The 12,440-nt window shown below is 38.2% G+C and carries 13 protein-coding genes and 1 pseudogene; 2 read left to right on the top strand and 12 right to left on the bottom strand.

The window, feature by feature from the left end:
* Positions 1-19: 19 nt before the first annotated feature.
* From sdbB to ACLNCP_RS00115, 4 genes are all read right to left on the bottom strand, one after another.
* The gene (gene sdbB / locus ACLNCP_RS00130) at positions 20-586 is read right to left on the bottom strand and encodes a thiol-disulfide oxidoreductase-associated lipoprotein SdbB (RefSeq protein WP_424843839.1); all 567 of its coding nucleotides are present in this window, start codon (positions 584-586) and stop codon (positions 20-22) included.
* An 11-nt stretch (positions 587-597) separates the two neighbouring features.
* Positions 598-1,305: a thiol-disulfide oxidoreductase-associated membrane protein CcdA2 gene (ccdA2, locus tag ACLNCP_RS00125; protein WP_424843838.1), complete on the bottom strand. Its 708-nt coding sequence runs from the start codon at positions 1,303-1,305 to the stop codon at positions 598-600.
* A gap of 213 nt (positions 1,306-1,518) precedes the next feature.
* Positions 1,519-1,794, bottom strand: coding sequence for an HU family DNA-binding protein (locus ACLNCP_RS00120; protein ID WP_001284642.1), 276 nt, complete (start codon positions 1,792-1,794; stop codon positions 1,519-1,521).
* Positions 1,795-1,901: 107 nt separating this feature from the next.
* The gene (locus tag ACLNCP_RS00115; protein ID WP_049510219.1) at positions 1,902-2,741 is read right to left on the bottom strand and encodes a DegV family protein; all 840 of its coding nucleotides are present in this window, start codon (positions 2,739-2,741) and stop codon (positions 1,902-1,904) included.
* Between the two features lie 140 nt (positions 2,742-2,881).
* Between ACLNCP_RS00115 and ACLNCP_RS00110 the strand changes: the two genes are divergently transcribed.
* Positions 2,882-3,730, top strand: coding sequence for a YitT family protein (locus ACLNCP_RS00110; protein WP_000592065.1), 849 nt, complete (start codon positions 2,882-2,884; stop codon positions 3,728-3,730).
* A gap of 53 nt (positions 3,731-3,783) precedes the next feature.
* Here ACLNCP_RS00110 and ACLNCP_RS00105 read toward each other — a convergent pair.
* The 6 genes and pseudogenes from ACLNCP_RS00105 to eno all read right to left on the bottom strand — a co-directional run.
* Positions 3,784-4,236 (bottom strand): annotated as a pseudogene (locus ACLNCP_RS00105) (bifunctional riboflavin kinase/FAD synthetase); the annotation flags it as partial.
* 257 nt (positions 4,237-4,493) lie between these two features.
* Positions 4,494-5,354: a methionyl aminopeptidase gene (locus ACLNCP_RS00100; protein ID WP_084887236.1), complete on the bottom strand. Its 861-nt coding sequence runs from the start codon at positions 5,352-5,354 to the stop codon at positions 4,494-4,496.
* Between the two features lie 15 nt (positions 5,355-5,369).
* Complete coding sequence (spxR, locus tag ACLNCP_RS00095; protein ID WP_424843837.1) at positions 5,370-6,647, bottom strand: CBS-HotDog domain-containing transcription factor SpxR; 1,278 nt, start codon at positions 6,645-6,647, stop codon at positions 5,370-5,372.
* On the bottom strand, positions 6,640-7,191 hold the full coding sequence (locus ACLNCP_RS00090; RefSeq protein ID WP_045611734.1) for a GNAT family N-acetyltransferase: 552 nt from the start codon (positions 7,189-7,191) through the stop codon (positions 6,640-6,642). Before ACLNCP_RS00090 ends, spxR begins: the two co-directional genes overlap by 8 nt.
* Positions 7,192-7,206: 15 nt before the next feature.
* On the bottom strand, positions 7,207-8,466 hold the full coding sequence (locus ACLNCP_RS00085; RefSeq protein WP_424843836.1) for a UDP-N-acetylglucosamine 1-carboxyvinyltransferase: 1,260 nt from the start codon (positions 8,464-8,466) through the stop codon (positions 7,207-7,209).
* Between the two features lie 269 nt (positions 8,467-8,735).
* The gene (gene eno / locus ACLNCP_RS00080; protein ID WP_000022813.1) at positions 8,736-10,040 is read right to left on the bottom strand and encodes a surface-displayed alpha-enolase; all 1,305 of its coding nucleotides are present in this window, start codon (positions 10,038-10,040) and stop codon (positions 8,736-8,738) included.
* A 163-nt stretch (positions 10,041-10,203) separates the two neighbouring features.
* Between eno and ACLNCP_RS00075 the strand changes: the two genes are divergently transcribed.
* A complete protein-coding gene (locus ACLNCP_RS00075) occupies positions 10,204-10,650 on the top strand; it encodes a DUF1694 domain-containing protein (protein ID WP_084887232.1) in 447 nt (148 codons plus the stop codon).
* Here ACLNCP_RS00075 and ACLNCP_RS00070 read toward each other — a convergent pair.
* Together ACLNCP_RS00070 and serB are read right to left on the bottom strand one after the other, a co-directional pair.
* Positions 10,647-11,762, bottom strand: coding sequence for a glycerate kinase (locus tag ACLNCP_RS00070; protein ID WP_084887230.1), 1,116 nt, complete (start codon positions 11,760-11,762; stop codon positions 10,647-10,649). The two genes, ACLNCP_RS00075 and ACLNCP_RS00070, sit on opposite strands and share 4 nt — an antisense overlap.
* An 8-nt stretch (positions 11,763-11,770) precedes the next feature.
* Positions 11,771-12,415 (bottom strand): phosphoserine phosphatase SerB, encoded by a 645-nt coding sequence (serB, locus tag ACLNCP_RS00065; protein ID WP_049544253.1) that lies wholly within the window; start codon positions 12,413-12,415, stop codon positions 11,771-11,773.
* Positions 12,416-12,440 lie beyond the last annotated feature (25 nt).

The following is a 12,440-nucleotide window of genomic DNA, read 5'->3' as shown; positions in this document are numbered from 1 at the left end:
AATCAGATTTTTATCTATTCTAGTTCATTTCTTTAAAGGCTACTTCTGCATCCGAATTGCTGATAGCACCAAATTGAATCTTTCCAATCTTTCCTTGACTGTCAATTAGGTATTCTGTAGGAATGCTTCGAATTTGATAAGCTTGGAATGTGGTTGCTTTTGTGTCATAAAGAACTGGGATATCCTTATAACCTTGATCTTGGAACCATTGTGGGAATTGCTCAACAGTTTTTTCACCTTGAATTCCTGGTGCAATAACAGTAAGAATTTCGAAGTCACGATCTTGTTTTGCAGCTAATTCCATCAACTCAGGCATACTTTTTTTACATGGACCACACCATGAAGCCCAAAACTTCAAATAAACCTTTTTACCCTTATAATCAGATAGCTTAACTTCTTTGCCATCCATTGATTGCAAGGTAAAATCTGGCGCATCTTTCCCAACAGCAATTTGTTGTACAGTCGTTTGTTGCTGTTGTTTTGGGGATTGTTCTGGTGCTTTAGTCTTTTTAGTCTCTTCCTCACCACAGGCTATCAATACGACTAATGACAAGAGGCTTAAGCCAGCAAACATTACTTTTTTCATCTTTTTCTCCTTTATTCAAAAATTCCAGCTAGAACATTTACTTGTCCTAATAGTAATAAAACTCCCATTAAAATAATAAGGAAGCCACCAATTTTCTTCAGTAGCATCATATGACGTTTAATTTTACTAAAATATGGCATAACTACACCAGAAGCTAGAGCCAAAACCAAGAAAGGAATGGCCATCCCCAGAGTGTAAATTAAGGTATAGATCGCTCCTTGCCAAGCACCATTACCTCCAGAAGCGGCAAGCGCTAAAACAGAACTTAAAACTGGACCAATACAAGGCGTCCAACCAAAGCTAAAGGTAATACCGAGTAAAAAGGCTGACCAATAACGATTGGGTGCTGATTTCTTAAAAGTAAAGCTTTTTTGAACCTCTAATTTCTTAAAATGAAAAATTTCCATCTGGTGAAGGCCTAAAATGATAATAATTGTTCCCATGGTATAGCGAAACCAATTGGCATAGAGAATATTACCAAAGTAACCAGCACCAAATCCTAGAATAAAGAAAATAAGAGAAATACCTACGATAAAGCAAAGCGTCCGAATCAAACCTGACCAGGCAACTTTTCTTCCAAACAAGGAGAAGCTTTTTGCGCTTTCCTGATCATCCAATAAAATTCCAGTATAAACAGGTAACAGAGGGAATATACAAGGGGAAAAGAAGGACAAGATCCCTGCTAAAAAAACGGAAATTGAAAATACTATCGTTTCCAATACATAACCAACTTTCTTAATAATTCTAATCCTATTTTACTATAATCAATTTCATTTGTATGATTTCTGCTACGCAATTTGAATTAGCCAGTATTTGAAAGATTTGTTCCGGTATTAGTTCATTCAGATTCTGCCCCTTTTTTGCCCTCTATACACAAAAAAGCCTATTGACCAAGCTCGAAAACTTGATACAATAGGCTTTTCAAAGGCTGATTATTTAACAGCGTCTTTAAGAGCTTTACCAGCTTTGAATGCTGGTACTTTAGAAGCTGCAATTGTGATTTCTTTACCAGTTTGTGGGTTGCGACCTTTACGTGCAGCACGCTCACGAACTTCAAAGTTACCAAAACCGATCAATTGAACTTTTTCACCAGCTGCAAGGTAGTCAGCTACTGCTGAGAATACAGCTTCAACTGCTGCTGCTGAGTCTTTCTTAGTCAATTCTGTAGCTTCTGCTACTTTAGCGATCAAATCTTGTTTGTTTGCCATGTTAATGATTCCTCCAATTTAATTTCTAATTAACAATTATAATCATATCCTAAAATCCCTTTTAGGTCAAGTTAAAAACGCTATTTCTTCCCATTTTATTTATTTTTTTAAGAGTAGTAACGTACTAAAATAGCCCAAGCGTTCTCACCCGTGTGAGTTTGAATAATAGAGCCCGTTTCCAAAACTGAAATAGGCTTTTCAACATAAGCTTGTAAGCTTTCTTTCATCTCTTTTGCCCAATCAGCACTACCAGAATATGAAATTCCAATCTCTGCTACAGAACGTTCAGAGAGCGATGTTATCAACTCATCTAACCATTTTTTAAAGGTTTTAGCTCCACGACCTTTAACGATTGGCTGCAACTCATGGTCTTTCATCTGCATGACAACACGTATATTGAGAAGTGAGCTCAACAATCCAGTTACACGGCCAATTCGTCCACCTTTTACTAAATTTTCCAAAGTTGAAACGCCAATATAGAGTTCTGTGTGGTTTTTAACCTCTTCTACATGAGATAAGATTTCCTCCAACTCCTTGCCTTCTTGCGCTAATTTTGCAGCCTCAACAACTTGGAATTTCAAGGCTTGGTCAGTGAAGGAACTATCAATAACTGTCACATCGGCAGTAGATAAGCTAGCACCTTGACGTGCCGCTTCTACAGTACCAGAAAGGGCATGAGACATATGAATAGCAAGAATCTGGCTACCATCCTTGCATAGGTCTTCAAAAACTTCAGCAAAGACACCTACAGGTGGCTGACTTGTTTTCGGAAGATTCTTACTTGCTTGCATCAACTGAAGAAATTTACCTTCTTCTTTCAAATCCGCATCAGAATAAACAACGTTATCAATCATTACAGATAAAGGAACAACAGTGATATCTAATTGTTTTACTAGTTCAGGTTCAATAGTAACAGATGAATCGGTTACAATCTTAATTTTTGTCATAGTATCAATCTTTCTATTTTAGGATTCAGATTGGTTTTCTTACTTTTAATTATATCAAAAAAAGATTAAAAATCCTAATGGAGTCAATCAAATTTTCCTTAAAAATTTGATATAATCTACTTATAAGAAAAGAGGTCCCTATGATTAAAAAAATTTATCCCATTTTAACCATCTTACTAGGTGCTGCTATTTATGCTTTTGGGCTAACTTATTTTGTAGTTCCCCATCATCTCTTTGAAGGAGGGGCGACAGGTATTACCCTCATCACCTTTTATCTTTTTAAAATCCCTGTTTCGCTCATGAACTTGCTGATTAATATTCCTCTTTTCATCCTAGCTTGGAAGATTTTTGGAGCAAAATCTCTCTATTCTAGTTTACTAGGAACCTTAGCCTTGTCCGCCTGGTTGGCTTTTTTTGAGCGTATTCCCCTTCATATTGATCTTCAAGGTGATTTACTGATCACAGCCCTTATAGCTGGGATTCTATTGGGAATTGGGCTCGGAATTATCTTCAATGCTGGTGGGACAACTGGTGGAACTGATATTGTAGCTCGTATTATCAATAAATACACTCATATATCTATGGGAAAACTGCTTTTTATCTTAGATTTTTGTATTCTCATGCTTATTCTCCTAATCTTTAAGGATCTGAGATTAGTTACCTACACGCTCTTATTTGATTTTATCGTTTCTCGTGTTATTGATTTGATCGGCGAAGGTGGCTATGCAGGTAAAGGATTTATGATTATCACAAAACGTCCTGACCAACTTGCTAAGGCGATTAATGATGACCTAGGTAGAGGCGTTACTTTCATCTCAGGTCAAGGTTATTATAGTCGAGAAGATTTAAAAATCATTTACTGTATTGTCGGAAGAAATGAAATTGTTAAAATGAAGGAAATGATTCATCGAATCGATCCTCAAGCCTTTATAACTATTACAGAAGCCCACGAAATCCTTGGAGAAGGATTTACCTTTGAAAAAGAATAAAAAGAGGTAATGTACTGAATTGATTTCTTTTAGAATCTACAATAATAACGTGAAACAATGATAATTTCTCCATCAAAGTAATCCTTTAAGTCTTCTGCCGTTTTTTGGTCAGAACCAAATGTATAGTCAAAACCTGCAACAATAATTTTGGCATTCATAGCCTTGATATAAGTTGCAAAAAATTCTTCTGCCGTGAGACTAGCAAATTGACTACTAAAATCAAGGAGATATAATTCTTCTACGCCTTCACGCTTTAGTTTCCTCTCACGTTCAGCAGGGTTCAAAATATGTAAAAACAGATCAGGATGATAAGGCTCTAAAGCGATCTTTGGAGATTCATTAAAGGTCATAACGACGATAGGCAATAAGTCCTTTCTCGCAGCCTTATTGGCAACGCGAAATAATTCTTGATGCCCCTTGTGTATACCATCAAAATAGCCGAGAACAACGACTGAATCAGATGGTGTGCCAATATCTTTTTGGTTTTTATAGAAATAGTAGTAAATATAAAATAATTATTTCATAATGATATCTATTTCTGTAACAGAAAATCTGAAACATATTTTTTACCTGAAGTGTAACAGTGTAGAAAGTTCATTTTTTTGAAATGATTATAAAGTACAATATATTGAGGTAAGAATTTTAAAGCCAGAAAAACGCATTATATCAGGCACTTAAAAACTTGATACAATGCGTTTATTTAATATGAAAAGATCTACTAGATTCTTTAGAAATGAACTTCCAGTAGCCTTTTCACTTTTTATTAATAAGTCCCTTCTTCACCTTGGCTAGTCAAGATTACCGGACCATCTTTAGTAATGACAAATTGGTGTTCATACTGACATGACAATCCACCGTCAATGGTCTTATGCGCCCAGCCAGTTTTCATATCTGTATCGATTTCCCAGTCACCTGTATTGATCATCGGTTCAATGGTCAAGACCATACCTTCACGAAGACGAAGTCCACGACCTGCAATACCATAGTTGGGAACCATTGGCTCTTCGTGCATAGTTGGGCCAACACCATGACCAACCAAATCTCGCACTACACCGTATCCACGACTTTCAGCGTATTCTTGAATAGCCGCACCGATATCACCGATACGATTTCCAACAACAGCCTGCTCAATCCCCTTATACATGGCCTCTTTAGTTACATCCATCAAGTTTTTCACTTTTTCGGACGGTGTACCAACAGCATAAGCCCAACAAGAGTCTGCTAGGCCACCAGAATAGCTCTGAGTGTATTTTTTCATTTGCTCCACATTGTTGAAATTTAATTTTGAGACATTCAGGTCAGATTTAGCAATGGGACCTCCCAAAACCATGTCAACTTTGAGCAAATCACCATCTTTCAAGATATAGTGACGAGGGAAAGCGTGAGCTACTTCATCGTTAAGAGAGCAACAGGTAGCATAAGGATAGTCCATCATGGCACCGTCAACTCCAATCTGAAGCGGAAGGAAATTTTCTTCCTTACAACGACGGCGAACGTATTCTTCAACTTCCCACATATCTACGCCTGGCTTAATCAAATCACGCAAGCCGATATGAATACTTGCTAGAAAATCACCGGCCTTATCCATAGCTTCGATTTCACGAGCTGATTTTAATGTTATCATTTTTTCTCCTAGTTTCTAATTAATTTTAACAGTCACATTTGCTTTTGAAACAATCTGATGACCATGATAAATATCGTAATCAATAATAGCTGACCGTCTCGTATGATGGATAATGCGTGCTTGAATGCGCAATATATCATCTATCTGAACAGCCTGCAAAAAGTAGATTAGCATCTGCTCAATAATAAGATTGCGACCACTATTCACAACTAAATCTTGAGTCATGTGGGTCAGAATTTCTGCCAATACACCATTAGCCAAAACACCGTTCTTCTCTAGCATAAAGGGTTCCACGGTAATCACTACTTCATCATGGTGATAAGAAAGTTTTTGACCAATCTGCTCAGAAAAAGTAGGTAGAGCAGAAACTTGGGAACGACTCATCTTCGCCATGACATCTCGTCTGGTTACAACCCCAAGCAAGGTTTGATTATTTCGAACAACCGGTACCATTTCAAAGTCTTCTGCAATCATCCGTTGACTCACATTGGCAATATTTGTCGATAATCCAACTAAAAATAGACTACGAGACATGACCTTGTCAATTGTGGTGCTTGGTGACTTATCACCAGCGTCTCTCATGGTAACAACCCCAACAACAACCTGATGTTGATTGATAACTGGGAAACGACTGCTACGATTCTTACGTACTAAGTCCAAATAATCTTTAACAGTGTCAGTCTCTCTCAGAAAACCATATTCATGACTCGGACGGTAAAGTTTCTCAACTGTCAGAATATCAGTCTTGATTTGGACATTTGATAAGGCTTTATTGATCATGGTCGCGACAGTGAAAGTGTCATGTTTGCTTCTTAAAACAGGAATTCCTTTTTGATTGGCCAGTTTAAGCACGTCATCATGAACATGAAATCCTCCTGTCACAAGAACAGCATTTTCATTTTCAAGTGCTAACAGTTGGATACGAGTACGGTCTCCGACAATCAAGAGTCCCCCATCATGAAGGTAGGACAGGATATTTTGTTCAGTCATGGCACCGATAGAGAACTTACTAAATTCTCTATCTAAACCTTCTTGACCAGACAGAACCTCAGAAGAAGTCACTTCAGCAATTTCAGCAAAAGTTAATCTTTCGATAGCAACTTTCTGAGATTTGACACGGATAGTACCACTTCTTGGACGAGTCTCTACAATTCCACGATTTTCAGCTTCTTTAATAGCCCGATAAGCCGTTCCATCACTGACTCCTAGATGGTTGGAAATGCTTCGAACACTGACCCTCTTTCCGACAGGTAATTCTTCCAAATAGCTTAGAATTTCCTGATGTTTACTCATTGAATTCTCCTTTTACATACCGAAATTCAAGATAATCCCGCATTTTTCTTGTGTAGCGATCACTTCCTTTAAACTGACGAGTCAAACGGAATCCAGACTTTAGAGCAACCTTTTGGCTAGCTTCATTTTCAAGATGAGTAATGATGGCTAATTGTTTTAAACCAAATTCCTCAAAAGAAAGCTGACAAATTTTTCTAACAACCTCTGTCATAAATCCTTGCGACCAAGCATCTTTTCTCAAAAAATAGCCAAGCTCAGCTTCTTTTTTGATTTCATCTAACTTCTCAAATTTAATAGAACCAATCATTTGTTGATTTTTCTGGTCACAAATTGCCCACACTCCCAAAGGGGACTTCATAAAGTAATTCGCTAATGCATATTGACTTTCTTCCAAACTAGCTTGACTTGGAAAAATGAATTGTAAATTTTCTGGATTTGAAGCTATCTCATGGAAGTCTTGACTATCACTAAAAAAGAAAGGACGCAAATACAAGCGATCCGTTTCAAAAAAAGAAAACATTGCTAATTTGGTCCAAATATTCATAAACACCCCTACGGTTTATTCTTCAACAAGTGTAATATCTGCTCCTAGATTACGTAATTTTTCAATAATATCTGAATAACCACGTAAGATGAACTCAATATTTGTAATTTCAGTTTTGCCTTCAGCCATTAAACCAGCAATGACAAGTGCGGCCCCAGCTCTAAGGTCAGTAGCTTTTACATTTGCACCACGCAAACCACGTCCACCAGTATATAAAATATGGTCGTTTGTAGTCGTAATATCTGCGTCCATCTTTGCTAGTTCAAAAACATGGTTTACTCGTTTTTCATAAATGGTATCAATAATGGTACCACGCCCCTCTGCTGTTAACAAGAGAGGAGTAATTGGTTGTTGCAAGTCAGTAGCAAAACCAGGATAAGGAGCTGTCTTAATATTGATTGCTTTCAAATTAGACTGTTCTTCGACAAAAATACTGTCTTCAGATACAGTCATTCTCACACCCATCTCTTCCAACTTAGCGATGAATCCTTCTAAGTGTTCGTATAATACATTGTTGATACGAATTCCCTTACCGACTGCAGCAGCTAAGGAAATATATGTTCCTGCTTCAATACGGTCTGGAATCACCTGGTGGCGAGTTCCGTGTAATCTTTCAACACCATCAATAGTGATAATATTAGTTCCTGCCCCACGGATATGGGCACCCATATTATTCAAGAGAGTGGCAACATCAATAATCTCAGGCTCACGGGCTGCATTTTCAATAATAGTACGCCCATTTGCTTTAACCGCAGCAATCATCGTATTAATCGTCGCACCGACACTAACCGTATCCATGTAAATACTTGCACCATGAAGTCCCACATATTTAGCAGATAACTTCATGTTATCTCCCTCGTAGCTAACAGTAGCTCCCATTGCTTCAAAAGCCTTAAGGTGTAAGTCAATAGGACGTGGTCCCAAATCGCATCCTCCAGGTAAACCAACTGTAGCTTCACCAAAGCGACCTAAAAGACTTCCATAAAAATAATAAGATGCACGAAGACTATTGATTTTCCCATAAGGCATTGGAATATTTTGAACACCTCGTGGATCAATCTCTAACACATCGTCATAACGCTTAACGGTAGCACCCATTAACTCCATGATTTCGACAAGACTAGCAACATCGGAAATATCTGGAACACAATCCAAAGTCACCACATCATCAGCCAAAATAATAGCTGGAATTAAGGCCACAACGCTATTTTTAGCACCGCTAATAGTGATTTCACCTTGCAAGGGCAATCCACCATTGATAACAATTTTTCTCATTCTAAATTTTTTATGCTCTTTCAAAATTTCTAAAAAGGTCCTACATTAAAGTATATCATAAATCCACCCTTTTTTCCATCATTTTCAATTATATTAGCAGAATCGTATTTTTTGGTAAATGAACTGTCTTGAAATGTTTTGCCCCTTTTTTGTCCCCTAAATACAAAAATAGCCCTTCGGAAAAAATCCGAGGGGCTAGAAACGTTGTTAAATCAACGGCCGAACTTTTGAATTTCAAGGTTCGGGATAAAATAGTTCACTGAACTATTTTATTTTTTAAGGTTGTAGAATGATTTCAATCCACGATATTCTGCTACTTCACCAAGTTGGTCTTCGATGCGAAGCAATTGGTTGTATTTAGCGATACGGTCTGTACGTGAAAGTGAACCAGTCTTGATTTGTCCTGCGTTAGTTGCAACTGCGATGTCAGCGATTGTTGAATCTTCAGTTTCACCTGAACGGTGTGATACAACGGCAGTGTAACCAGCTTCTTTAGCCATTTCGATAGCTTCAAAAGTTTCAGTAAGAGTACCGATTTGGTTAACTTTGATAAGGATTGAGTTAGCAGCACCTTCTTGGATACCACGTGCAAGGTAGTCAGTGTTTGTTACGAAGAAGTCGTCACCAACAAGTTGTACTTTCTTACCAAGACGTTCAGTAAGAGCTTTCCAACCATCCCAGTCGTTTTCATCCATACCATCTTCGATAGTGATGATTGGGTATTTGTTAACCAATTCTTCAAGGTAATCGATTTGTTCTGCAGATGTACGAACAGCAGCGCCTTCACCTTCAAATTTAGTATAGTCGTAAACTTTACGTTCTTTATCGTAGAATTCTGATGAAGCACAGTCAAATCCGATAAATACGTCTTTACCTGGAACATATCCAGCAGCTTCGATCGCAGCAAGGATAGTTTCAACACCGTCTTCAGTTCCTTCGAAACGAGGAGCGAATCCACCTTCGTCACCTACGGCAGTTTCCAAACCACGTGATTTAAGGATTTTCTTAAGAGCGTGGAAGATTTCAGCACCGTAACGAAGAGCTTCTTTAAATGTTGGCGCACCAACTGGCAAGATCATGAATTCTTGGAAAGCGATTGGAGCGTCAGAGTGAGAACCACCGTTGATGATGTTCATCATTGGAGTTGGAAGAACTTTAGTATTGAATCCACCAAGGTAGCTGTAAAGTGGGATTTCAAGGTAGTCAGCAGCAGCACGAGCTACAGCAATAGACACACCAAGGATTGCGTTTGCACCCAATTTACCTTTGTTAGGAGTACCGTCAAGAGCGATCATAGCACGGTCGATAGCTTGTTGATCACGTACATCGTAGCCAATGATAGCTTCAGCAATGATGTTATTTACGTTGTCAACAGCTTTTTGTGTACCAAGACCACCGTAACGAGATTTGTCACCGTCGCGAAGTTCAACTGCTTCGTGTTCACCAGTAGAAGCTCCTGATGGAACCATACCACGTCCGAAAGCACCTGATTCAGTGTAAACTTCTACTTCAAGTGTTGGGTTACCGCGTGAGTCTAGGACTTCGCGAGCGTAAACATCAGTAATAATTGACATTTTTTACTCTCCTTATGAGTTAAATTTTTTACACCTCTATAATACCTTAAAACCCCTCCTTTTTCAAGAAAAAACGTTATCTTTGTGCAAATTTTCCTTAACTTTATAAAGTAATCGCTTTCTTTTGTCTGTTTTATTCTAACTTTTATGATATACTGTTTTCATGACAGATTTATCAAAACAATTACTTGAAAAAGCTCATGGTGGGCCAAAATTAAATCCGGATGAGCAAAGACGCTATCTTGGTACTTTTGAGGAAAGAGTTCTTGGATATGCAGATATTGATACAGCAAATAGTCCTCAGTTAGAAAAAGGTTTTTTATCTATTTTAGAAAACCTTCAGGAAAAAGCAGAGCCACTATTTGTAAAGATTTCTCCAAATATCGAATTTGACAAGCAAGTTTTCTACTTAAAGGAAGCTAAAGAAACTGATAGTCAAGCTACCATTGTATCTGAAGAGCATACTTCTTCTCCTTTTGGCCTGATTATCCATAGCAATGCACCAGTTCAAGTAGAAGAAAAGAACCTTCGACTTGCTTTTGCAAAACTTTGGGAAGTTAAAAAGGAAGAACCAGCCAAAACATCCTTATGGAAGAAATGGTTTGGCTAAATCATGCGCATATTTAATAAATGCCCGATATTGGCAGCCGTGTGCTCCAAATAGAGACTGGCATTTTTCAAACTATCTTCTAGAGGTTCACTTTTCTCCAAAATAGAAAAGGCAACTTGAATATTTTCAAATGGTAGGGAAGGTAAATCCTCAGCAAGACTACCGCAAATAGCAATAACAGGAACTCCGACAGGGGTTCTTTTTGCAACACCTATCGGAGCTTTACCTGCTAGGCTTTGACGATCTAGCCTTCCTTCTCCTACAACAACCAAGTCAGCATGTAAAACTTTCTTATCAAAGTTGATTAAGTTCAAGCAGGTATCAATTCCTGATACGATATTTGCCTGAGCAAAGGCACACAAACCGCCAGCAATGCCTCCACCAGCTCCTGCTCCTTTAATTTGCAATGTTGCAGGTGAAACTTTTTTATAAAAATCTTGGATTGCCTGATCTACGACTGCAAACATAGTAGGATGTAGGCCTTTTTGCTTACCAAAAGTATAAGTCGCACCTTGATGACCACATAAGGGACTCACGACATCTGCTAAAATACGAATTTGAACATCTTCTGGAATTTCATAGCGATTTTCTATTGAAACAGAAGCTAATTTTAGTAAGGATTGACCGCAAGCCGGTAAGACATTTCCATCCCTATCATAAAATCGATAACCTAAACCAGCAGCGATTCCAATTCCTCCGTCATTACTGGCCGTACCACCAACGCCGATATAGATATCTTTAATCCCTTGACTAATGAGGTGGCGAATCAATTCTCCAATACCACAAGTTTGGATTTTCAGTGGATCTCGTTTCTCTAGCGGAATCTTTCCAAGGCCAACCAAATCAGCAACTTCAAATAGTGCCAGTTGTTCTTTTTGAAAATAGCGCATGGCTTCTTTTTGTCCAAAAGGGCCTGTCACTTGGATCCAATTTTCTTCTAGGTCAATAGAATGTCGAATAGCATCAACAGTACCTTCTCCCCCATCACCAACAGGGCAGAGGAGACATTCTACATCTGCTATCGATTGTTGGAAGCCTCTTTTTATTGCTTCAGCTACCTGTTGAGCTGTCAAGCTTTCCTTAAACGAATCCGGTGCAATTACAATCTTCATATTTTCCCTCATTCTAAACAGTCAATCAAAGGAAGTACTTCTAAAAAATCCCTCTTGTCAACATGATTGGGTATTTCTTTTTTGAGTACTTCTTTGGCACAAAATGCGATTCCAAGTCCCGCCGACTTCAACATCAATAAATCATTGGCTCCATCACCGATTGCGACTGTTCTTTCTTTAGAAAGTTTTAGTTCCTCTCTCCATTGTTCTAGAGTCTCTTTTTTAACCTCTGGACTGATAATTTCTCCAATCAATTTTCCTGTTAGATGGCCGTCTTTATCTTCAAGTTGGTTGGCAGAGAAATAGGAAATACTAAGGAATTTTGCTAATCTCGCAACTATTGGTGTAAAGCCCCCAGACACCAGACCAACTAGGATTCCGTTCTTTTGGAGAATAGAGATAAATATCTGTGCATTTGGCGATAGATGAATAGAGTCGAAAGCTTTATCAAATACAGAGACAGGAAGGCCTTCCAAGAAGGAAACTCTTTTTCTTAAACTACTTTCAAAGTTCAACTCTCCTCTCATTGCCCGACTTGTAATCTGCGAAATTTCTTCCTCACGACCTGCCTCTCTACCCAAAAGATCAATTACTTCTTCTAGGATTAAGGTTCCATCAACATCCATAACACACAATCCTTTTACTTGAGACATCACTCCTCCTCTCTAAATAGCCCAA

It is taken from the genome of Streptococcus sp. CL6.35, assembly GCF_049737915.1.
In the GTDB taxonomy this organism is placed as follows: domain Bacteria; phylum Bacillota; class Bacilli; order Lactobacillales; family Streptococcaceae; genus Streptococcus.
Note: the sequence above shows the minus strand (reverse complement) of the source record. Positions and strands in the feature narration are given on the sequence as shown.